The 20587-nt window shown below is 65.3% G+C and carries 22 protein-coding genes; 5 read left to right on the top strand and 17 right to left on the bottom strand.

Annotated features, from left to right (window positions below; translation table 11 throughout):
• Positions 1-60: 60 nt before the first annotated feature.
• The 6 genes from B0G62_RS02475 to B0G62_RS02450 form a co-directional block, all read right to left on the bottom strand.
• Positions 61-294 (bottom strand): Fis family transcriptional regulator, encoded by a 234-nt coding sequence (locus B0G62_RS02475; protein WP_027816854.1) that lies wholly within the window; start codon positions 292-294, stop codon positions 61-63.
• On the bottom strand, positions 291-1355 hold the full coding sequence (gene dusB / locus B0G62_RS02470) for a tRNA dihydrouridine synthase DusB (protein ID WP_103702169.1): 1065 nt from the start codon (positions 1353-1355) through the stop codon (positions 291-293). Before dusB ends, B0G62_RS02475 begins: the two co-directional genes overlap by 4 nt.
• A gap of 220 nt (positions 1356-1575) precedes the next feature.
• Positions 1576-1974: a type II toxin-antitoxin system VapC family toxin gene (locus tag B0G62_RS02465; protein ID WP_103702167.1), complete on the bottom strand. Its 399-nt coding sequence runs from the start codon at positions 1972-1974 to the stop codon at positions 1576-1578.
• A complete protein-coding gene (locus B0G62_RS02460; protein WP_103702165.1) occupies positions 1971-2213 on the bottom strand; it encodes an antitoxin in 243 nt (80 codons plus the stop codon). The genes B0G62_RS02465 and B0G62_RS02460 overlap by 4 nt, the downstream gene beginning before the upstream one ends.
• Positions 2214-2305: 92 nt before the next feature.
• Positions 2306-3601 carry a UbiH/UbiF/VisC/COQ6 family ubiquinone biosynthesis hydroxylase gene (locus B0G62_RS02455; RefSeq protein WP_103702163.1) on the bottom strand — a complete coding sequence of 432 codons (1296 nt, stop codon included), beginning with the start codon at positions 3599-3601 and terminating at the stop codon, positions 2306-2308.
• Positions 3602-3665: 64 nt separating this feature from the next.
• Entirely contained in the window at positions 3666-5141 is a 1476-nt protein-coding gene (locus B0G62_RS02450; protein ID WP_103702161.1) for an aminopeptidase P N-terminal domain-containing protein, read from the bottom strand.
• Between the two features lie 223 nt (positions 5142-5364).
• Between B0G62_RS02450 and B0G62_RS02445 the strand changes: the two genes are divergently transcribed.
• Positions 5365-5976 carry a glutathione S-transferase gene (locus B0G62_RS02445; protein WP_103702159.1) on the top strand — a complete coding sequence of 204 codons (612 nt, stop codon included), beginning with the start codon at positions 5365-5367 and terminating at the stop codon, positions 5974-5976.
• Positions 5977-6082: 106 nt separating this feature from the next.
• On the opposite strand, the gene B0G62_RS02440 is transcribed toward B0G62_RS02445, so the two are convergent.
• From B0G62_RS02440 to B0G62_RS02430, 3 genes are all read right to left on the bottom strand, one after another.
• Complete coding sequence (locus tag B0G62_RS02440) at positions 6083-7690, bottom strand: FMN-binding glutamate synthase family protein (protein ID WP_103702157.1); 1608 nt, start codon at positions 7688-7690, stop codon at positions 6083-6085.
• A 244-nt stretch (positions 7691-7934) separates the two neighbouring features.
• Positions 7935-9161 (bottom strand): tRNA 2-thiouridine(34) synthase MnmA, encoded by a 1227-nt coding sequence (gene mnmA / locus B0G62_RS02435; protein ID WP_103702155.1) that lies wholly within the window; start codon positions 9159-9161, stop codon positions 7935-7937.
• Entirely contained in the window at positions 9158-9673 is a 516-nt protein-coding gene (locus B0G62_RS02430; RefSeq protein ID WP_103702153.1) for an NUDIX hydrolase, read from the bottom strand. The genes mnmA and B0G62_RS02430 overlap by 4 nt, the downstream gene beginning before the upstream one ends.
• Positions 9674-9934: 261 nt before the next feature.
• On the opposite strand from B0G62_RS02430, the gene B0G62_RS02425 reads away from it, so the two are divergent.
• The 3 genes from B0G62_RS02425 to B0G62_RS02415 are packed head-to-tail and all read left to right on the top strand — an operon-like array spanning position 9935 to position 12883.
• On the top strand, positions 9935-11086 hold the full coding sequence (locus B0G62_RS02425; protein WP_103702151.1) for a Re/Si-specific NAD(P)(+) transhydrogenase subunit alpha: 1152 nt from the start codon (positions 9935-9937) through the stop codon (positions 11084-11086).
• A 13-nt stretch (positions 11087-11099) separates the two neighbouring features.
• A complete protein-coding gene (locus tag B0G62_RS02420; RefSeq protein ID WP_103702149.1) occupies positions 11100-11432 on the top strand; it encodes an NAD(P) transhydrogenase subunit alpha part 2 in 333 nt (110 codons plus the stop codon).
• Complete coding sequence (locus tag B0G62_RS02415) at positions 11429-12883, top strand: NAD(P)(+) transhydrogenase (Re/Si-specific) subunit beta (RefSeq protein ID WP_103702147.1); 1455 nt, start codon at positions 11429-11431, stop codon at positions 12881-12883. Before B0G62_RS02420 ends, B0G62_RS02415 begins: the two co-directional genes overlap by 4 nt.
• A gap of 76 nt (positions 12884-12959) precedes the next feature.
• Here the strand turns inward: B0G62_RS02415 and B0G62_RS02410 are convergent, their stop codons facing one another.
• Positions 12960-13646, bottom strand: coding sequence for a helix-turn-helix transcriptional regulator (locus tag B0G62_RS02410; protein WP_103702145.1), 687 nt, complete (start codon positions 13644-13646; stop codon positions 12960-12962).
• A 122-nt stretch (positions 13647-13768) separates the two neighbouring features.
• Positions 13769-14191, bottom strand: a complete 423-nt coding sequence (locus tag B0G62_RS02405; RefSeq protein ID WP_103702911.1) for a VOC family protein — start codon at positions 14189-14191, stop codon at positions 13769-13771.
• Positions 14192-14477: 286 nt separating this feature from the next.
• On the opposite strand from B0G62_RS02405, the gene B0G62_RS02400 reads away from it, so the two are divergent.
• A complete protein-coding gene (locus B0G62_RS02400) occupies positions 14478-15269 on the top strand; it encodes a glycosyltransferase family 2 protein (RefSeq protein WP_103702143.1) in 792 nt (263 codons plus the stop codon).
• 45 nt (positions 15270-15314) lie between these two features.
• Here the strand turns inward: B0G62_RS02400 and B0G62_RS02395 are convergent, their stop codons facing one another.
• The 6 genes from B0G62_RS02395 to B0G62_RS02370 all read right to left on the bottom strand — a co-directional run bounded on the left by B0G62_RS02395 (position 15315) and on the right by B0G62_RS02370 (position 20465).
• Positions 15315-16628: a THUMP domain-containing class I SAM-dependent RNA methyltransferase gene (locus B0G62_RS02395; RefSeq protein ID WP_103702141.1), complete on the bottom strand. Its 1314-nt coding sequence runs from the start codon at positions 16626-16628 to the stop codon at positions 15315-15317.
• Positions 16629-16706: 78 nt separating this feature from the next.
• On the bottom strand, positions 16707-17012 hold the full coding sequence (locus B0G62_RS02390) for an addiction module antidote protein (RefSeq protein ID WP_103702139.1): 306 nt from the start codon (positions 17010-17012) through the stop codon (positions 16707-16709).
• Positions 17013-17018: 6 nt separating this feature from the next.
• A complete protein-coding gene (locus B0G62_RS02385) occupies positions 17019-17357 on the bottom strand; it encodes a type II toxin-antitoxin system RelE/ParE family toxin (RefSeq protein ID WP_244193075.1) in 339 nt (112 codons plus the stop codon).
• Between the two features lie 182 nt (positions 17358-17539).
• A complete protein-coding gene (locus B0G62_RS02380; RefSeq protein ID WP_103702137.1) occupies positions 17540-17830 on the bottom strand; it encodes a HigA family addiction module antitoxin in 291 nt (96 codons plus the stop codon).
• Positions 17831-17840: 10 nt separating this feature from the next.
• Positions 17841-18119 (bottom strand): type II toxin-antitoxin system RelE/ParE family toxin, encoded by a 279-nt coding sequence (locus B0G62_RS02375; RefSeq protein ID WP_103702135.1) that lies wholly within the window; start codon positions 18117-18119, stop codon positions 17841-17843.
• Between the two features lie 192 nt (positions 18120-18311).
• The gene (locus B0G62_RS02370) at positions 18312-20465 is read right to left on the bottom strand and encodes a site-specific recombinase (RefSeq protein ID WP_103702133.1); all 2154 of its coding nucleotides are present in this window, start codon (positions 20463-20465) and stop codon (positions 18312-18314) included.
• Positions 20466-20587 lie beyond the last annotated feature (122 nt).

Genomic DNA, 20587 nt, shown 5'->3' with positions numbered 1-20587 from the left:
TGCCGGGAGATCGAGGAAGGAGCGCGGGAAGTCCAGATAGGCGGCGGGCCGCGACGGCCGTTACAGCAGGCCGTGCTGCTGGAGCTTCTTGCGCAGCGTATTGCGGTTGATGCCGAGGTACTCGGCGGCCAGCGACTGATTGCCGCCGGCCTGCTCGAGCACCACCTCGAGCATCGGTTTTTCGACGCACGCCATCACCATTTCATAGACGTCGTGCGGATTACTGCCGTCGAGATCCTGGAAATAGACTCCCAGGCTGTCGCGGACGGATTGTTCGATATTGTGCTTGCTCATGCTGCCAGTCGATCGGTAGGTTCGCGCTCGCCTTGTGCGCCGTTCTCGTCGTCTTCGTAGACGAGGCGCTCGGAAACGGCCTTCTGCTCGTCGAAGAACTGATTGACGGCGGCGAGTTGTTCGCGTGTGGTGTCCAGCGTGTTCATGCGATGCCGGAACGCGTTGGCGCCGCAAAGGCCGCGAGTGTACCAGCCGATATGCTTGCGCGCAGTACGCACGCCCGTAAACTCGCCGTAAAACGCGTAGTGGTCCTCCAGATGCTCGTTCATGATCATCTGGATTTCGTCCACGCGCGGCGGCGGCAGCAACTCGCCGGTGGCGAGAAAATGCTCGATTTCGCGGAACAGCCACGGACGCCCCTGCGCCGCGCGGCCGATCATGATGGCGTCCGCGCCCGTGACGGCGAGCACGTGCCGCGCCTTCTGCGGCTTCGTGATGTCACCGTTGGCGACCACCGGAATGCGCGCGGCGGCCTTCACCGCGGCGATTGTTTCGTACTCCGCCTCGCCGTGATAGAGGTCGGCGCGCGTGCGGCCGTGCACGGTCAGCATGGCAATGCCGCTTTCCTCGGCGATGCGCGCGACGGTGAGCGCGTTGCGGTTGTCGCGGTCCCAGCCCGTGCGGATCTTCAGCGTGACGGGCACGGCATCTGGCCCCACACCCACGGCATCCACGACGGCCTTGACGATGCGCGCGACGAGCGGCTCGTTTTGCAGCAGTGCGGAACCGGCGGCCACGTTGCAGACCTTTTTGGCCGGGCAGCCCATGTTGATGTCGATGATCTGCGCGCCGTTTGCGACGTTATACCGCGCCGCCTCGGCCATCATGTCGGGGTCGGCGCCCGCGATCTGCACGGAAATCGGTTCGACCTCGCCCGCGTGATTGGCGCGGCGCATGGTCTTTTCGCTCTTCCAGAGCTGCGCGTTGGAGGCGACCATTTCCGACACGGCGTAGCCCGCGCCGAGGCGCTTGCACAACTGGCGGAACGGCCGATCCGTGACGCCCGCCATGGGGGCGACGAACAGGTTATTGCGCAGGGTGTGGCGGCCGATTGTGAACATGATGCGCGACAAAAGCGGCAGCGCGCCCGGCTGGCTCCGACGGGTGTCGAAGGCGGTGGCGCGGCTGCAACTCGAAATGGGGAAACGCGTATTTTAGCGTAAGCGAGATGTGAGGGCTTGAGTCGCGCACCCTGGTGTTGTTTGGGGCGGCGGTATGCACGAGTGCAGGATCGGCTGAAAAATAACCGACCCTCTTTTATCCCGACAGCCTGCGCTTCTTTCAGGCGCTGGCTTGCCAGTCCTCGATATGCAGTCCTTCGACGCGCGCAAACTCGCGCACGTTGTGTGTCACCAGCACCAACTGGCGAGCGCGCGCCTGGCCGGCGATGAGTGCATCGTACGGACCTATCGGCGTACCGGCCGCTGCGAGATACGCGCGGATTTCGCCGGCGTGCTGGGCGTCTTCTGTGTCGAACGAGACAATTTCGAACTGAAGTGCGCCGACGCGCGCCACATTTTCAACGGAGCGGTGGCTCTTGTAGGCGCCAAAATACAGTTCGTGCGCAACGATCGAAGGCAGCCCGAAGTCGCTGGGGGAATACTCGTGCAGGCGCCCCAAAACAGCCGAATCGCCTTTGAGAATTGCGATAACCGCGTTGGTGTCCAGCAGGAATTTCATTCGAACACGTCCAGGCCTGGCCGTGATTGTTCGCCTGGCTGTGTAGTCGCCTCTGTTTCGAAATCAGGATCGACGGGGCCGATTAAAGGTGTCAACCACGCCCAGTCGCTGGGGACGGGTTCCAGAATCACCGCAGCGCCGTGACGGCGAATCCGGACTTCCGCCGTGTCGAAGCGAAAATCCTTGGGTAGCCGAACGGCTTGCGAGCCACCATGCCTGAAGATTTTTGCGGTATCCATGGGCACCCCATTTCGTATCTACAAAAAATAGATATGCTACCGCAATTAGTATCCTTGTGCGCGTACCGGCCGACTAGCCCAATTGCTCCCGATCAACTGCGCTGCCCAAACATCATCTGCCGGGCGAGCGCCGACTTCACCGGCGGCACGAATTCGAGCGCTGTCAGCGCGAGGCCGCGCAGCGTCGCGAGTGCCGGGAAATCCACCGTGAACAGACGCGCGAGCGTGTCCGTCGCCCCGATCGTCATACGGCGGTCGAAGGCGCGGCGGCCCGCGAAATCGGCGAGCGCGAGCGGCGTCGCGCCGTGCTGGGCGAGGGCGTCGGCCAGTGCGTGCGCGTCGCGCAGGCCGAGATTCAGCCCCTGACCCGCCACCGGATGCAGCGTCTGCGCCGCGTTGCCGACCGCGGCGACGCGACCCTGCCCCGACACCAGCGTATCGAGCGCGTTCAAGCCGAGCGGGAACGCCGCGCGGCCCTGAATCTGCGTGAAGCGGCCCATGCGCGCGCCGAAGGCCGCGCCCAGTTCGGCGAGAAAATCGGCATCGGAGAGCGCCGCGCGGCGGGCGGCCTCGACCGGCGCCGAGCACCACACGAGCGCGAAATCGGCGTCGCGCGCGCCGCCCATCGGCAGCAGCGCGATCGGGCCTTCGTCGGTGAAGCGTTCCCAGGCGACATGCGCTTGCGGCGCCGATACGCTCACGATGCCCACCAGCGCCGTCTGTCCGTAATCGCGCGAGCGCTTTTGCGGACGTTGCGGCGCGGCTTGAGAGGCATCGCGATCGGCCTGGACTTGTGGCTGCGCATCGGCTTCAGGCGCCTGCACGCGATACAAACCGCCTTCCGCATTCACCAGAATGCGCGCGCGCAGCGTACGCGCGACGCCTGCGCTTTCCACCTGCAGCGTGACGCCGTCGTGCTCGACCACGGGTTCCTGCGCGTGCGTGTGATGGAGCCAATGCACGCTCGTGCCGCGCACGGCCTGCGCGAGCGATTGCACGATCGCGCCGTAACGCGCGACGTAACCGAGCGCGGGCAGGTCGTAATCGTGGCGATCGATCAGCGTGCGGCCGAAGTGGCCTCGCTGCGAAACGTGGATGCGTTCGATCGACGTCGCGTCCTGCGGCCACGCGAGCGCTTGCAGCAGCGTGCGGCTGCCTTGCGAAACGGCGATGGCGCGCGGGTCGCCCGCGCTGTCCTCGGGTTCGCGCGCGTCGATCAGTGCGACCGACAGCGCCGATGTCGCGCTGCGTTGCGCGAGCCAGCCCGCAAGCGCGAGCCCGACCGGCCCGGCGCCGACGATGATGACGTCATGGTCGAAAGAGGCGGGCGCGTTGTGCGCGCGGCCGTCTTCATGCACGGCCTGGCTGGCTGCATTTACTGCGTTCATGTCGCTGCGTTCGGTCCTGGATCGTTAGCTATTCGTGGCGTCGAGCGCGTGAGTCGAAAAGCGCTCACACGCCGCGTTGCGCGTCCTGCATCAGCGCTTCGATTTCGTCGGCGTTCACGGGCACGCCGCGCGTGATGAGCTCGCAACCGGTATCGGTGACGATGGCGTCGTCCTCGATCCGGATGCCGATATCCCAGTAGCGCTCCGGCACGTCTTCGGCGGCGCGGATGTAGAGGCCCGGCTCGATCGTGAGCGTCATGCCCGCGCGCAGCGTGCGCCACGGCGGCGGCGCATCGCTTTGTGCCTGCGATGCGTCGCGCTCGCGATAGTCGCCCACGTCATGCACATCCATGCCGAGCCAATGCCCTGTGCGATGCATGTAAAAACGCGCGTAGGCGCGTTCGGCGATCACGTCGTCCACGCCTGCGTAGCGCTGGCGATCGAGGATGCCGGTATCGAGCAGCCCTTGCGCGAGCACGCGAACGGCCGCGTCGTGCGGCGCTTCGAAATTCACCCCCGCGCGCGTGGCGTCCACGGCGGCCTGCTGGGCGGCCAGCACGATGTCGTAGATCTCGCGCTGCGCGCTCGTGAAGCGGCCGCTTGCGGGGAACGTGCGCGTGATGTCCGAGGCGTAGCCGTTCAGCTCGCACGCGGCGTCGATCAGGATCAGATCGCCGTCGCGCGCGACGGCGTTACCCGCCGGATAGTGCAGCACGCAGGCGTTCGCGCCCGCCGCGACGATCGAGCCGTAAGCGGGCGCCTGCGCGCCGTGCTTGCGGAACGTGTAGAGCAATTCGGCTTCGATTTCGTATTCACGCATACCGGGGCGGCACGACTGCATCGCGCGCACATGCGCGAGCGCCGAAATCTTCGCCGCACGGCGCATCGTGTCGAGTTCGTGCGCGTCTTTCACGAGCCGCATCTCGTCGAGCAGCGGCAGCAAATCGTAGGCGGCGGCGGGCGCGGTCACGCCGCTGCGTCCTTGCGCGCGCACCGTATCGATCCAGCCGCGCACCTGGGCGTCGAAACGCTCCGAGGCCGCGAGCGCATAGTGCAGCGCCGGGCGATTGGCGATCAGGCGCGGCATCTGGGTATCGAGATCGTCGAAGGGAAGCGCGGCGTCGAAACCGAACGCTTCGCGCGCGCCATCGGGACCGAAACGGAAGCCTTCCCACGTTTCGCGTTCGACGTTTTTCGCGCGGCAAAAGAGGATCGACGCGGGCTGGCTTTCGCCCGCGTTCGCATCGAGCACGAGCAGCGCCTCAGGCTCGGTGAAGCCGGTGAGGTAGTAGAAGTAGCTGTCGTGCCGGTAGGGATAGTCGGCGTCGCGATTGCGCATGACTTCGGGCGCCGTGGGCACCAGCGCCACGCCGCCGCCTTGCGCGCGCAGCGCGGCGAGCACGCGTTCGCGGCGCGCGCGATAGAGCGCTGCGCCGCCGTCGGGGCCGCGCAACGCAGCGGCGCCCGGCACGTCGGCGCCCGACGCATCGGCAGCCGCGCGCACAGCGGCCGAAGCGCTTTCCGTAAGGGTCGTGTCCATCGTGCGATTGTAGCGCCTGGCTGTGCGCGCTGCCCGCCGCCGAGCGAGCGTTCAACGTGCCGACCGACATGGCGCAAGCCTCGCCGCGCCACGCCCGATGTTGCATCGAGCCGACAGCGCAAGCCCAAACCTGCCGCCGAATTCACGCCCTGGAGCGGGCGACCCGTCAGAATTTGTCGATTACCACGTATACTTCCGCCGAATTCCAGAAAAGGCAGGTGCGATGAAACTTATCGGTTCGCTCGGGAGCCCGTATGTCCGCAAGGCGCGGATCATGCTCGCCGAAAAGAAAATCGACTACAAGCTGGTGCTTGAAAACGTGTGGGCCGCCGAAACGGCGATCCACGATTTCAACCCGCTCGGCAAGGTGCCGTGTCTCGTGATGGAGGACGGCGAAGCCGTGTTCGACTCGCGCGTGATCTGCGAATACGTGGACATGCTCTCGCCGGTCGGCAAGCTGATCCCGCAAGGCGGGCGCGAGCGCGTGGAAGTGCGGTGCTGGGAAGCGCTCGCCGACGGTATGCTCGACGCCGCCGTGCTGATTCGCGCGGAAGGCACGCAACGCACGCCCGAGCAGCAGTGCGAAGCATGGATCGAACGTCAGAATCGCAAGATTCACGAAGGTCTGAAAGCGATGGCCAAGGGTCTTGCGGGCAACGCGTGGTGCGCGGGCAACCGCTACACGCTCGCCGATATCGCGGTGGGTTGCGCGCTCGGCTATCTCGACTTCCGTCAGCCGGAGCTGGATTGGCGCGAGCTGCATCCGAATCTGGCGAAGCACTTCGAGAAGCTCATGCAGCGCGCGTCGTTCGCGGATACCGTGCCGCAGGCATGAGGTAAAAACCGTGCAAGCATGAAAAAAGCGCGCAGTTCAAAATGCGCGCTTTTTTTTCGTCCTCGAATTTCCGATGATGATTGCACATGCAACCATCATCGATACATCAGACGATTTTCTCTGCTGCGGGCGCGAACGAATCGCTGCGCGCCACCGGCCACCACTTCTCGTACAACTGGTAGCGATAGCGCGCTTCGAGCAGATCGCCCGGCTTCAGATACTTGAGCAGTTCCGACATCAGCTTCACTTCGTATGAGGAAACGCGCCGCACAATATGATGCGCGCGCAGATCGGCGGGGCTGTCGAGGCCCGCGGCCTGAATGATTTCCTGCAGCGCGTGCAGCGTGTTGCGATGGAAGTTGTAGACGCGCTCGCCCTTGTCGGGCACGTCGAGCGCGCGCTGGCGCACCGGATCCTGCGTCGCGACGCCCGTGGGGCAGCGGTCCGAATGGCACTTCTGCGCCTGGATGCAGCCCACCGCGAACATGAAGCCGCGTGCCGAATTGACCCAGTCCGCGCCGATCGCGAGCGTCTTGGCGATATCGAATGCGGTGATGATCTTGCCGCTCGCGCCGATCTTGATCTTGTCGCGCAGACCGATGCCGACGAGCGTGTTGTGCACGAGCAGCAGGCCTTCCTGCAGCGGCGTGCCGATGTGATCGGTGAACTCGATGGGCGCCGCGCCCGTGCCGCCTTCCGCGCCGTCCACGACGATGAAGTCAGGCAGGATGCCGGTTTCGAGCATGGCCTTGGCGATGCCGAAGAATTCCCACGGATGGCCGATACAGAGCTTGAAACCCGTGGGCTTGCCGCCCGACAGCTTGCGCAGGCGCTCGACGAATTCGAGCAGGCCGCGCGGCGTCGAAAATTCCGAATGACGCGCGGGCGAGACGCAGTCCTGGCCCATCGCAATGCCGCGCGTTTCCGCGATTTCCGGTGTGACCTTGGCCGCGAGCAGCATGCCGCCGTGGCCCGGCTTCGCGCCTTGCGAGAGCTTCACCTCGATCATCTTCACTTGCGGCTCGTTGGCGAGGCGCTGGAATTTGTCGGCGCTGAACGTGCCGTCGTCGTTGCGGCAGCCGAAGTAGCCCGAAGCGATTTCCCAGATGATGTCGCCGCCGTGCTCGCGGTGATACTTCGACATCGAGCCTTCGCCGGTGTCGTGCGCGAAGCCGCCTTTCTTCGCGCCCAGGTTCAGCGCGCGAATTGCGTTGGCCGACAGCGCGCCGAAGCTCATCGCCGAGACATTGAAGATCGACATCGAATAGGGCTGCGCGCGGCTCGCGCCGACCAGCACGCGGAAGTCGCTGCCGTTCAGTTTGGTGGGCGCGAGCGAATGGCTGATCCATTCATGGCCGATGGCCTTGACGTCGAGTTCGGTGCCGTAGGGGCGGCTGTCGACGACGTTCTTCGAGCGTTGATAGACCACGCTGCGTTGCACGAGCGAGAAGGGCTTTTCGTCGGTGTCGTCCTCGACGAAATACTGGCGGATTTCAGGCCGCACGAACTCGAACAGGAAACGCAGGTGGCCCCAGAGCGGGTAATTGCGCAGGATGGCGTGGCGCAACTGCGTCATGTCGTAGAGGCCGAGCGCGACGAATAGCGCGGGCACGATGGCGCAGTACCACGACAGATGATGGAACGCCGCTGCAATGACACAGGCCGCAAGCAGCAGCACCGCGCACCACATGGCGAGGTAACGTCGGGAAAACATTGGGGACTCCTCGTTCTCTTGATCCGCCGCGCGTGCACCGGTCAGGGCCGCGCGAACCGTGCCGCGCCCGGGTACGGCGCTGGCGTGCCCGAATGATGCCGCAAGTTTGTGAAACTGGCCGGGAAGCGGGCAGGATTTCGCGGGGCCGGAGCCGACGCCGCGCAAATGCGCTGAAGAAAACGTCGAGGAGAGCGAAAAGACAGAAGGGGAAACGCGCGGCGCAGGGCGCGCCGCGCGTGCGAGCTTACGCCTCGCTTGCGGATGCCGCCGCAGCCGGCTTGTTGGCGGCGAACTGCGGGGACTTCTTGCGCGGCGTGCGTTTCTTCTTTGGCGCGACGGGCGGCAGCACGGCCGGCACATGCGGTTCGAGCGTCGTCACGGCTTCGATGATGCCGCCGCCCAGGCACACTTCACCGTCGTACAGCACAGCCGACTGGCCCGGCGTGACGGCCCATTGCGCGTCGGGGAAATGCAGCGAGAACTGGCCTTCGCCGAATTCGCTGGCGCTGGCGAACGAGCAGGGCGCGTCCGCCTGGCGGTAACGCGTTTTCGCGCCGCAGTGGTGGCCCTCGGACGGCGGCTCGCCCGCGACCCAGCTCACGTTGCCCGCGCGCAGGTCATGCGCGAGCAGCCACGGATGATCGTGACCCTGCACCACATAAAGCGTATTGGTCTCGATGTTCTTGCCCGCGACAAACCACGGATCGCCGCTGCCGTCCTTGCTGCCGCCCAGACCGATGCCCTTGCGCTGTCCGAACGTGTAGAACGCGAGGCCGATGTGCTCGCCCACGACCTTGCCGTCGGGCGTCATCATCGGGCCGGGCTGGGTCGGCAGATAGCGGTTCAGGAAGTCGCGGAACGGCCGCTCGCCGATGAAGCAGATGCCCGTCGAATCCTTTTTCTTCGCGTTCGGCAGGCCGATCTGCTCGGCGATTTCACGCACTTTTGTCTTGGGGATTTCGCCGAGCGGGAACATCGTCTTCGACAACTGCGCCTGGTTCAGGCGGTGCAGGAAGTACGACTGATCCTTCGTGTGGTCGAGCGCCTTCAGGAGTTCGAAGCGGCCATTGCCTGCGTTCTGGCGCACGCGCGCGTAATGGCCCGTGGCGATGGTTTGCGCGCCCAGCGACATCGCGTGGTCCAGAAACGCCTTGAACTTGATCTCGGCGTTGCAGAGCACGTCCGGGTTCGGCGTGCGGCCCGCGGAATACTCGCGCAGGAACTCCGCGAACACGCGGTCCTTGTACTCGGCGGCGAAGTTCACCGCTTCGACGTCGATGCCGATCAGATCCGCGACCGACACCACGTCGATCCAGTCCTGGCGCGTCGAGCAGTATTCGCCGTCGTCGTCGTCTTCCCAGTTCTTCATGAAGAGGCCGACGACGTCGTAACCCTGCTCCTTGAGCAGCCACGCCGTCACCGACGAATCCACGCCGCCCGACATGCCTACCACCACTCGTTTTTTGCTCATCGTTTGCTGCCTGTCTGTTGCCCTGCTTTTGGACCCACCGCGGGTCCCACCGCATGTGTCTGCACGAAATCGAGCGGCACACGCTTGCCCGCGAGGTAATCGTCCACGCACTGCATCACGAGCGGCGTGCGATGCCGCTCGCTCGCGGCGCGCAATTCATCGGCGCTCATCCAGAGCGTGCGGACGATATCGGGATCGAGCGCGCGATTTTCGGCTTGAGCCGCGACGCTGCCGCAATACGTGAAGCGCAGATACGTCGTGCCCGATTCGCCCGGTTTGCCGAAGTGCGTCATGTACATGCCGACCAGCGCCTCGGGGGAAAACGCATAGGCGCTTTCTTCGAGCGTTTCGCGCACGACCGCGTCGTAAAGCGTCTCGCCGGCTTCCAGATGGCCGGCCGGCTGATTCAGACGCAAGCCCGCGCTCGTGTGTTCCTCGACGAGCAGAAAACGCCCGTCGCGCTCGATCACGGCGGCCACGGTGACGTGGGGAGTCCAGGTTTCATCGTTCATGGGCCGGTATTTTACCGGGACGCGACGGACGCTGCCGGGGGCCGGATCGCCGCTCGACCGTCCGGTCGGACGGCCCGCATTGTTGTGTGCAGTGCACAAAATGGGATAAATCCCGCTTCAAAGCCGTCGCTTCTTTCGGTTAAAGTGGTGCGTCGTTTGCCGTTGCATTGCCCGTTTCAGCCGTACTACGAACGTTGCAATAAGAGCCGGCGAGCCTCGTCGGCCATAACAGAAGAGATGCAGGCCGAGGAGGAAACAACGATGCATATCGGAGTGCCCGCGGAAACCCGGGCGAACGAAAGCCGCGTGGCCGCGACGCCGGAGACCGTCAAAAAGTACGTCGCGCAGGGCCATACGGTCACGATCCAGTCCGGTGCCGGAACCGGCGCCAGCTTTCCCGACGAGGCCTATGCGGCCGTTGGCGCGCAGATCGCCGACGCCGCCGCGGCCTTTGGCGCCGAGCTCGTCCTCAAGGTGCAATCGCCCAGCGTCAGCGAACTTGCGTTTATGAAACGCGGCGCGGTGCTGGCCGGCATGCTCGACCCATTCAATACGGATAACGCCCAGAAACTCGCCGAAGCGGGCCTGACCGCCTTCGCGCTCGAAGCCGCGCCGCGCACGACGCGCGCGCAAAGCCTCGACGTGCTGTCCTCGCAGGCCAATATCGCCGGCTACAAGGCGGTGCTGGTGGCGGCCAATCTCTATCCGCGCTTCATGCCGATGCTCATGACCGCCGCCGGCACCGTGAAGGCCGCGCGCGTGCTGATTCTCGGCGCGGGTGTCGCGGGTTTGCAGGCGATTGCGACGGCCAAGCGGCTTGGCGCGGTGATCGAGGCCTCCGATGTGCGCCCGGCGGTGAAGGAGCAGATCGAGTCGCTCGGCGCGAAGTTTCTCGACGTGCCGTATGAAACCGATGAGGAGCGCGAAGCAGCGGTAGGCGTAGGCGGTTACGCGCGGCCGATGCCGCCTTCGTGGCTTGCGCGGCAGTCGGCGCTCGTGCACGAACGCGCGCGCCAGGCCGACATCGTCATTTCGACCGCGCTGATTCCGGGCCGCGACGCGCCCACGCTGTTGCCATCCGAAACCGTGCAGGCCATGAAGCCGGGTTCGGTCGTGATCGACCTTGCGGCGGGACGCGGTCCCATTGCGGATCAGGCCACGGGACGGCGCGGCGGCAACTGCCCGCTCACCGTCGCCGACCAGGTGGTGACGCAGCACGGCGTGCAAATCTGCGGCTACACGAATCTGGCGTCGATGGTGGCCGCCGATGCGTCCTCGCTCTACGCGCGCAACCTGCTCGACTTCCTCAAGCTCATCGTCACGAAGGAAGGCGCGCTCAACATCGATCTCGCGGACGACATCGTCGCGGCCACGCTGCTGGCCCGTGACGGCGTCGTTACGCGCAAGACCTGAGAGGAGACCGGCAATGGAACTGATCAACCATACCGTCATCAACCTGATCATCTTCGTGCTGGCCGTGTACGTCGGCTATCACGTGGTCTGGAACGTCACGCCCGCGCTGCATACGCCGCTTATGGCCGTGACCAATGCGATTTCGGCGATCGTGATCGTCGGTGCGATGCTCGCCACGGGCTTGACCGTGGGCTTCGCCGGCAAGTTTTTCGGCACGCTGGCCGTGCTGCTCGCGGCCGTGAACGTGTTCGGCGGCTTTCTCGTCACGCGGCGGATGCTGGAGATGTTCCGCAAGAAAGAGCCGAAGAAGCTGGCTGCTACGGGCAATAAGGAGGGCGCGCGATGAGCATGAACGTCGTTACGCTGCTCTACCTGGTGGCGTCGGTCTGCTTCATCCAGGCGCTCAAGGGCTTGTCGAATCCGCGCAGCGCGCGCGCCGGCAATCTGTTCGGCATGGTCGGCATGGCCATCGCCATTCTTACGACGATTGCGCTGATCGTGAAGGAGTCCGCACAGTTTGGCTCGAATCTCGGGCTGGGGCTTGGGCTTTTGTTCGCTGCGCTGATTGTCGGCGGCGGCCTGGGCGCGTTTGTCGCCGCGCGCGTCGAGATGACCAAGATGCCCGAACTCGTCGCGGCCATGCACTCGCTGATCGGTCTGGCGGCGGTGTGCATCGCGTATGCGGTGGTGTCGGAACCGGCCGCATTTGGCCTCGTGGCCGAAGATGCGCCGTATCCGGGCTTCCTGCCCTATGGCAACCGCATCGAACTGTTCATCGGCACCTTCGTGGGCGCGATTACCTTCAGCGGCTCGGTGATCGCCTTCGGCAAGCTCTCGGGCAAGTACAAGTTCCGGCTCTTTCAGGGCGCGCCCGTGGTGTACGCAGGCCAGCATCTGATCAACCTGATGCTCGCGCTTGGCATGATCGGCTTCGGCATCCTGTTCTTCATCACGCAGTCGTGGCTGCCGTTCATCATCATGACGCTGATCGCGTTCGCGCTGGGCGTGCTCATCATCATCCCGATCGGCGGCGCGGACATGCCCGTCGTGGTGTCGATGCTGAACTCGTACTCGGGGTGGGCGGCGGCGGGCATCGGCTTTTCGCTGAACAACGCGATGCTGATCATCGCCGGCTCGCTGGTGGGTTCGTCGGGCGCGATCCTCTCGTACATCATGTGCCACGCGATGAACCGCTCGTTCTTCAACGTGCTGCTGGGCGGCTTTGGCGCGGAGGCGGGCGCGGCGGCCACGGGCAGCGCGCAGGAGCAGCGTCCGGTGAAATCGGGTTCCGCCGATGACGCGTCCTTCATGCTCGGCAACGCCGAATCGGTGGTGATCGTGCCGGGCTATGGCTTGGCCGTCGCGCGCGCGCAGCATGCGCTCAAGGAACTCACGGACAAGCTCGTCGAAAAGGGCGTGGACGTGCGTTACGCGATTCACCCGGTCGCGGGCCGGATGCCGGGCCACATGAACGTGCTGCTCGCCGAAGCCGAAGTGCCCTACGACATGGTCTACGAGATGGAGGACATCAACAACGAGTTCGGCCAGACCGACGTGGTGCTGGTGCTCGGCGCGAACGACGTGGTGAATCCGGCCGCGAAGAACGATCCGAAGTCGCCCATCGCCGGTATGCCGATCATCGAGGCGTACAAGGCGCGCACCATCATCGTCAACAAGCGCTCGATGGCGGCGGGCTATGCCGGTCTCGACAACGAACTCTTCTACATGGACAAGACCATGATGGTGTTCGGCGACGCGAAGAAGGTGATCGAGGATATGGTGAAGGCGGTGGAGTAAGCGGCGGCTTTCATGGCCTCATCGTTGCAAAAGTCCGCTGCAAAGCGGGCTTTTTTCATTGGCGCCGCGCGTGTCTTCAGCGCGACGGCGCGTTCACATGCCGCAGATAGTCCGCGAGCCGCCGGCCGCTCACGTCGGGAAACGGTTCGAGCACTTCGACGCCATTCATGCGCGCGATGTTGAAATTGCGGAAACCTTCGCGCATCTCGCACCATGCGCCGACCGTCCACTGCGCGCCCCAATAGACGAGACCGAGCGGCCAGACGCGCCGTTCGGTCTGCGCGCCGATGCGGTCGCAATACGCGAAACGCACCACGAGCCGCGAATCGACGGCGCGATGCAGCGCGTCCACTTTCTCCGAATAGGCCGGATCGACGTGATACGACGGCGCGAACACGGCGATGCGTTCGAGCACGGCGCGCTTGTCGGCGGGCATCGCGGCGGCGATCTTGGCAAGCGCGCCGCGCGCGCCGCCCGCGAGCGCGGCGCCGCCCCACGATTCGGCCATGCGCGCGCCCACGGCGAGCGCGGTGAGTTCGTCGGCGGTGAAGGTGAGCGGCGGGAGGCTCGCCGTGCGCGCGAGCCGGTAGCCGATGCCCGCTTCGCCTTCGATCGGCACGCCCGAAAGCTGCAGATCGCGCACGTCGCGGTAGACCGTGCGCGGCGACACGGCGAGCCATTCGGCAAGCTGCTGCGCGGTCGTGAGGCGGCGGCCACGCAGCAGCTCGGCGATCTGGAACAGGCGGTCGGCGCGACGGGTCATGTTGGGGCGGCGGGGTTGACGCGGGCGGATAGAAAAACGGAAAAAAGCGCGCGAGGCGTGTCGCGCGCCGTCAGCGCAGATGATAGCGCCGGGCGGGAACCCGGCAGCTGTATATGCCTGGATCAGCCTAGCTTGGCCGCGTGCAGCCCGACGCGGTTGCCTTCGGTGTCGATGAAAAAGCCGATATAGCCGTAGTTGTTCGGCAGTTCCAGCGCTGGCCCCTGACGCTTGCCGCCCGCCTTTTCGACACGGTCGAGCACGGCCGTGACCGACGGTTGCGCGTTCAGATACACGAGCACGCCTTTGGGGTCCGGCTTGGCGTCCTGCGGATTGAATACGATGCAGCCGCCGGTTTCGGTATCGGCGTGGCCGAAGATCGCCATCGGCACGCCGCCGACGACTTCGCGTTGCAGCGCGGTATCGAAAGCGGATTCATAGAAGCGGGCCGCGCGGTCGAGATCGTGCGCGGGGATTTCGAACCACGAGATGACGCGCGTAGTTTGGGAGGCCTGGGGGGCTTGGGACTGCTGGGGCGCTTCGAGCATTTCGGTGGACATGATGCACTCCTGGAGTGGCGACGGCGGATGCGTGCGGATACACGTTTGAATACCTTCGGATGGCGGCGGCTGGCGGGAAGCCTGGCCGCCGTCCCCGGCCGCGGTGTCGCGTGCGGCGTGGGGTAGAGGCAGTGTGCGGGGAGGCTGCTGACAGCGTGCTGTCAGTAGGTATGCGCCCGCTTTCGAAGTTTTTCGAGAGAGCCATGCGCGCGCATCTGTTGTAATCGGCGCATCCGATTCCCATGCCGGCATGTGTGCCGCTTCCACGCTCTTCATGTCTCCAAACGTTTCCATCATCACGCCCACCGCGAACCGCGAAGCGTTCCTGCCTCTCGTTGCGCGCTGCGTCGCGCGTCAGCAAGTCGACTGGGAGTGGCTCGTGCTCGACGACAGCCCGCAGCCGAGCGCCTTCATGCAGCAACTCGCGCGCAGCGACGCGCGCGTGCGCTACTACTGGTCGGAAGCGCCGATGACGATCGGCGCGAAGCGCAACTGGCTCGTGGCCGAATCGCGCGCCGACATCATTGCCCACTTCGACGACGATCACTACGCCAGCCACTATCTTTCCGGCATGACGCGGATGCTGCGCGAAAACGACGCCGCGCTCATGAAGCTGTCCACCTTCTGGATGTACGCGCCGCACACGCAGTTTCTCGGCTACATGGATCTGAATGCGCGCGTGGGGCTGCATTACGAGCTACGCGGCAAATCGGTGGGCACGGTGACGTTTCACGAGAAGATGCAGATCGGCGCCGATTTCATCCTCTTCTATGGCTTCGCCTACGTGTATCGCAAGGCGCTCTTCGACACGGCGCGCTACGACGATATGAATATCGGCGAGGACGAGAGCTTTATCCGGCGTGTGGTGGCGGCGGGCGCGAACGTGCTGGCCGCGGAGGATGCGCAGGCGAGCTGCCTGCATCTGATTCATCCGGCGTCGACGTCGCGCTGCTTTTCGCGCTACGCACTGCCGACGTTTCTGCTGCCGAAGTTGTTTCCGGAGTACGAAGGATATCCGCTGCCCGTCGAGCCTGACGGGGCGCGTGTCGGGCCCGCGCGCGTCTGATACGCGCGCGGCGGCGCCCTGATGCAGCCCTGAGCCGGGAAGGACTTAGCCCGGGTTGCTTTCGCCCGCGGCCGCGTCCTTCGCCGGACGCTGGCGCACGCTGCCCGCGATCAGATCGAAGCGGAACAGGCGGCATTCGAGCGCGCCATTGAAGAGCGGCGTCTTGGCGGCTTCGCGCAGGCGCAACTGGCCCGGGAGCTTGCGATCCGACGTGAGGAAGAACGCGCGCCAGCCGGTGAAGCGCTGCTTGAGCGCGTCGCCGAGCGCCTGGAAGAACTCCGCGTCGGGCGCGTCGGTGTGCGCACGGCGAAACGATTCCGGAGCGTCGTAGCCGTCGTCGTCACGCGGATTGCGTTCACGCAACTCGCCGCGCGCATTGCGGCCGCGCACCTCGATACGCTCGCCATACGGCGGATTGGCCACGAGGATGCCGTCGCCTTCGGCGGGCGGCGTCATGTTGCGCGCGTCGATCTGCTTGAGCGGCACGTTGCCCAGACCCGCGCGCGCGAAGTTGGCGCGCGCCTTCTCCAGCATGACGTCGGAGATGTCGCTGCCGAAAATCTGCAGATCCTTGGCACGGCTCATCGCCGTGTTGCGCGCCGTGTTGGCCTCGCTCTTCAGATGGCGCCATGCGGCCGTATCGGCCTGCTTCAGACGCTCGAAACCGAAGCTGCGCGACAGGCCCGGCGCGATGTCCATCGCGACCTGGCAGGCTTCGGCGAGGAAGGTGCCGGAACCGCACATCGGGTCATAGAGCGGTTGCTCGGGCGTCCAGTTGGTCAGACGCAGGATGCCGGCCGCGAGATTCTCGCGCAGCGGCGCCGCGCCCTTGTCCAGACGCCAGCCGCGCTTGAACAGCGGCTCGCCGGACGTATCGAGGTACAGCGTGCACTCGGTCGCGGTGAGGAAGGCGAAAATGCGCACATCGGGATACGCGGTATCGACGCTCGGACGCGAACCGGCCTTGTCGCGCATGCGGTCGCAGATGGCGTCCTTCACGCGCAGCGTGGCGAATTCGAGGCTGCGCAGCGGCGACTTGATCGCGGTGATGTCGATGCGGATCGTCTCGTTCGGCGAGAACCACTTCTCCCATTGCTGCTCGCGCGCGAGCGCGTAAATGTCCTGTTCGCCGCGATACGGACGCTGGGCGATCTTCAGGAGCACGCGGCTCGCGATGCGCGAATGCAGGTTCGCGGCCATGCCGCCGGCCCAGTTGCCGCGGAAATGCACGCCGCCGGGGACTTCGGCACCGACCTGGAGCGCGCCGGGCGGCAAACGCCGTTGCGCGGTCTCGGCCAGTTCGGCGGCGAGCGCGGCTTCAAGGCCACGTGGGCAGGGAGCAAAGAAATCGAAAGACATGAGGAGAGAGGTGACGCTGCGGGGGAAGGCGCTATTGTACGCGGGTTAGGGCGCGGGGCCGGGCGGTGTGCTGAGGGATCAGACGGATGCCTTCGAGCCGTGCAGTTCCAGCCCCAACGCCTTGACGACCTTGAGGATGGTGGCAAAGCTCGGATTGCCTTCGCTCGAAAGCGCTTTATACAGGCCTTCCCGGCTGATTCCGGCATCCCGCGCGACCTGCGCCATGCCTCGCGCACGGGCGATCACACCGAGTGAGTGCGCAATGAACGCAGGATCGTCGCCGCCTTCGCGCAGGCAGGCTTCGAAATAGTCGGCGATATCGTCCTCGGTTTGCAGATGCTCGGCCGAGTCCCAAGGGCGCGTTTTGATGGTCGTACGAGTCATGTTTGACTACTCCGTATCGAGATTCGCCAGCATGGCGTGCGCCGACTTGATGTCGCCTTCCTGGGTGGACTTGTCACCGCCGCAAAGGAGGACGACGAGCACCGCGCCACGCTGGACGTAATACACGCGGTAGCCGGGGCCGTGGTCGATGCGCATCTCGATGACCGGCGAGCCTGCCGAACGAGTGTCTCCCGGATTACCCAGAGTGAGACGATCAATGCGTGCCTGAATCCGGCGCTTCGCGATGCGGTCTTTCAGGTCAGCGAACCAGGCGTCAAAAACCTCCGTGGTCCGGATCGTGATGATGGGAGAAGTGTAGTCCATCGTCGAAAGGATGTGAACCATGGTTCACTGATTGCGAAGCATGGGGCAGTGCGATTTCGTTTTCTGCGCAGGCGCACTGGTGACAAACCGCCACGCTAACCCTTGTCCCGCAATTAGGCCTTAACGCCAGTCAATTGCATGCAAATTCGAAAAAACCTTTATCAACGTTGACTATTTTTGACTGGAGTCGGGTGTTATTTTCCTCACTCCGCCTCTCGAACCAGCGGCTTGATCTTCGGTCGGGGCTGCTGGCTGGCCTGCCACAGATCCCACTGGTTCTGCATGCCGAGCCACAGGTCCGTCGACGTGCCAAGCCACGCGGACAGGCGCAGCGCGATATTGGCCGTCACGCTGGCCTTGCCGTTGAGGAGATTCGACAGCGTCACGCGGTTGATCTGGAGCGCATTAGCTGCCTGCGTCACGGTCATGTCCGCTGGAATCCATTCGCGCAGTACCTCGCCGGGGTGCGGCGGGTTGTGCATTCTGCTGCTCATGCCTGGTCCTTTAGTGGTAGTCCTGATAATCGAGGAGGATTGCGTCGCCGCCTTCGAACGTGAAAGTGAGACGCCAGTTGCCGTTCACCCAGACGGCCCAGTGATCGCGCAGATCTCCGCGTAGCGCATGCAGACGCCAGGGCGGCGTGTTCATGTCTTGCGGGCCGTGCGCCAGATCGAGCGCACCCAGCAGAACACGCAGCTTGTCCGCGTGATGCGCCTGAATGCCTGCCTTGTTGCCGTCCAGAAAAAACGCTTGAAGACCTTTGTGCCGAAAGGTTTTGATCATGCGACTGTAGCCTATGTGACTACACGCGGCAAGCATGTTAAGTTTGCGTGCCACAGTGCAGAACTTCGAGGAACGCTCCATAAAAAAGCGGAGCGCGAGCGTTCCTCAGCGTCACATCAAGGCTCGCCGCACGCTTTGGGCAGCCTCAGAAGGCCCCTCATCGCTGGCCGTTCGGCATACAAAACCGCACGTTCAATTGTTGTCCTCACGCAACTCGCCGCGACGGATCGGCCAGACCAGCGCTATCGGGTGCCGCCTGACGCGCCGCCAGAAGGCGCGCATCAGCGGGCGCACGTCGCGGCGCCCAAGGTCGCGCGAGCGCAGCGCCATGTGCAGCGCGAGCGCGAAGCTCACCGTCACGTTGAGCACGGCCATGCTGGCGACGCCCGCGACGGCCCACCAGAGTTCGCCGCTTCCGAGCGTGCGTGTGCCGAGCACCCCCATCGCCACGCCGATCGAGCCGGCCGACAGCGTCACGTGCCGCACCTCGAAGTGGAACGCCACAGCCGACACGATCGCGGGCACCAGCCCGAGCATCATGCCGAGCACGAGATTGCCCCACACGCCCGCCGCGTTGACGCGGCAAAAGCGCGCCAGCCGTGCCGCGCCCGAGGCGCCCAGCGTCATGCGCAGGCGCCGGTTCCAGGCGAGCGCATCCTCGACGCGATGGAGTACGAACCAGTTGTCGGCCCAACCGGCGAACAGACTCGACGCCCACAGCAGCACACCCGTGAGCGCGGCGTAGAACGGCGTCGGCCCGAGCAGCGAGAACGACTGCAGCGTCGCGTGCGCCTTCGCGGGGGAGATCAGGTCGATGTGGAACAGCCAGCCGCACACGAGCTGGATCGCAAGACACGCCGGAAACACCAGCAGCACATTGCCGAGCACGGCCGCCGCCTGGGTGCGGATCAACGCCACCACCGACGAGACAAAACGCGCGCGGCCCGCCGCCACGTTCGCGCCGTCGAGCTCGCGCGCGAGCGTGGGCGCGGTCATCGCGGGCTGCTTGGTCGCGAGCGAGAAGTGGCAGAAATGCATCACGAGGAAGCTCACCGCGTAGTTGATGCCCGCGAACACGCCTTCGATCATCGACGGCAGATGCGCGCCTGTGACGCCGAACTTCACATACACCGTCACCGCCGTGACGAGGCCGCCGCCCGCCGCCATGCGCAGCATCGTGAGGTATTCGGCGCGATCGCGTGCGATGTAGTGCTCGCCGGTGTCGGCGGACAGCTCCACCACCTTGCGCGAGAGCAGCGCGAAGTTGCTGCGCAGCAGATGCGAAACGCTCTGACTGCGCTGGTTCGCGCGCACGAGATCGGCGACAAGGCGCGCCTGGGTCGGGGCGTCTTCGGCGGCCATCCAGGCGTCGAGCAGGCGCTCGGCGCGCACGATCCGCATGCGCATGCGTTCGACCTGGAACACCGTGTCCACACGCACGCCGTGCCGGTAGAGGTGCGCGAAGACGTCATCGGTGGCTTTGCGGCAGTCGTCGAGCAACAGCCGCAGCCAGCTCACCTCCTGCAGCAGGCGCGCGGGCTCGCCCGGATCGTTCGCGTCGCGGGCGTTCTCCACCGCGAGCAGCGCGCGCGTGAGGCGAAAGAACGGCAGCTTTTCGACTGCGACGCGCGCGTCGTCGCTGGACAGGCGGCTGCGCACGGTCGGCGACAGCCCCGTCGAGCTGATCTGGCAGGTCAGGTTGTGCAGCGCCGTGAGCAGGTCGAGCGAGAAGTCGCCCGGTAGTCGGGCGGCGGCAGCGTCCGAAGGTTCCGTTGCGCCCATGCCTTCGGCGAGCGCATGGACGGGCGCAGGCTCGGCGATCAACGCCTGCAGACGCTTGAGCAGATCGACGGGCAAGGTCGCGATCCACTCGGGATCGTAGGCCGCCGGGAACATCAGCGTGACCAGCGCGGCGAGGTCGCGGCGGTTGGGGGCGGGCGGGATCAGCTGGGCCTGCACGCGCTCGACCATCGCGCCCAGCAGGCCGGAATGCACCGGCATACCGGCGTCGCAGAGCAGCGAAATGCTGTCGCTCTCGCGCAGCAGCTTGCGCACCATCGCGCCCACGTTGGCTTTCCAGGCGGGGTTGCGATCGAGCACATGCAGCAGATAGCGCACGCGCACATGCTCGGGCGGCGTGCGCTGCGGGGCGTCGGATGGTGTGGAGGTCGCTTCGGCGTCGAGCTTGCCGCGCCGGTGGATCCAGTGCGCTAGCTCGACCAGCCAGTCGCTGCGTTCGGCATAAGGGGCATGGGCGTCGGCGCTGGCGAGCAGCGCGTCGAGCTGCTGTCCGGCGCTGCGCGAGGCGCGCCATTTTTTCCAGAGCGTCGTGATCGAACGAAACATACGATAGTGTCGGGCAGTGAGGCAATCCGACATTATCGCGGGCCGCGCGATTTGGGCTGCTGAAGGTGGGCAGCGTGCGGGATGCGAGGAGGGGAGCGGGCAGACGCGGCGCTCGTGGCGCC

The organism is Paraburkholderia eburnea, from assembly GCF_002917095.1.
GTDB lineage: Bacteria > Pseudomonadota > Gammaproteobacteria > Burkholderiales > Burkholderiaceae > Paraburkholderia > Paraburkholderia eburnea.
Note: the sequence above shows the minus strand (reverse complement) of the source record. Positions and strands in the feature narration are given on the sequence as shown.